Here is a 448-nt window from a genome sequence, read left to right as displayed (position 1 = left end):
GCAGCCTATTTTGTTCTGCTCAAAGTGAGTGCGCAAAACCATCTGAAGGCGATGTGTTTGAAACTGTTGAAAGCGGCTAACAGGCTAAGTGCACCTGTTAGCGCCTAAAAGGCGGCTCGGAGGCCTGATTAATAAGGTATACAAGGAGAATTAAGGGGGTATTTGAGTAGAATCAGTGGATATTTGAAACAAAAACAGTCGAAAACCTGTGTTTAGATTTCGGCTGTGGGAGGAAAGGCTTTTTTGCAAAGGTCTCAGGCTGTTAAAAAGGCCGTCTGAAACCCAAAATCAGGTTTCAGACGGCCTTTATTTATTTGCAGGTTTAGTTTTTCCGGGCGGTAACAAACTCGGCCAGTTGGCGCAGGCGCAGGGCTTTGTCGCCGAATGGTTCGATCAGGGCAACGGCTTCTGCAATCAGCGTTTCTGCGTAAGTACGCGCAGCGTGCAG

The 448-nt window shown here is 47.8% G+C and carries 2 pseudogenes; one reads left to right on the top strand and one right to left on the bottom strand.

Annotated features, from left to right (window positions below):
- Positions 1 to 108, top strand: a pseudogene (locus ACTHTQ_RS11365) (IS5/IS1182 family transposase); the annotation flags it as partial.
- A 214-nt stretch (positions 109 to 322) separates the two neighbouring features.
- On the opposite strand, the pseudogene ACTHTQ_RS11360 reads toward ACTHTQ_RS11365, so the two are convergent.
- Positions 323 to 448: pseudogene (locus tag ACTHTQ_RS11360) on the bottom strand (geranyl transferase); the annotation flags it as partial.

The organism is Neisseria sp. P0020.S003, from assembly GCF_051957095.1.
Lineage (GTDB): Bacteria > Pseudomonadota > Gammaproteobacteria > Burkholderiales > Neisseriaceae > Neisseria > Neisseria subflava.
The sequence above is the reverse complement of the archived record's forward strand: the minus strand, read 5'-3'. Positions and strand labels throughout refer to the sequence as shown.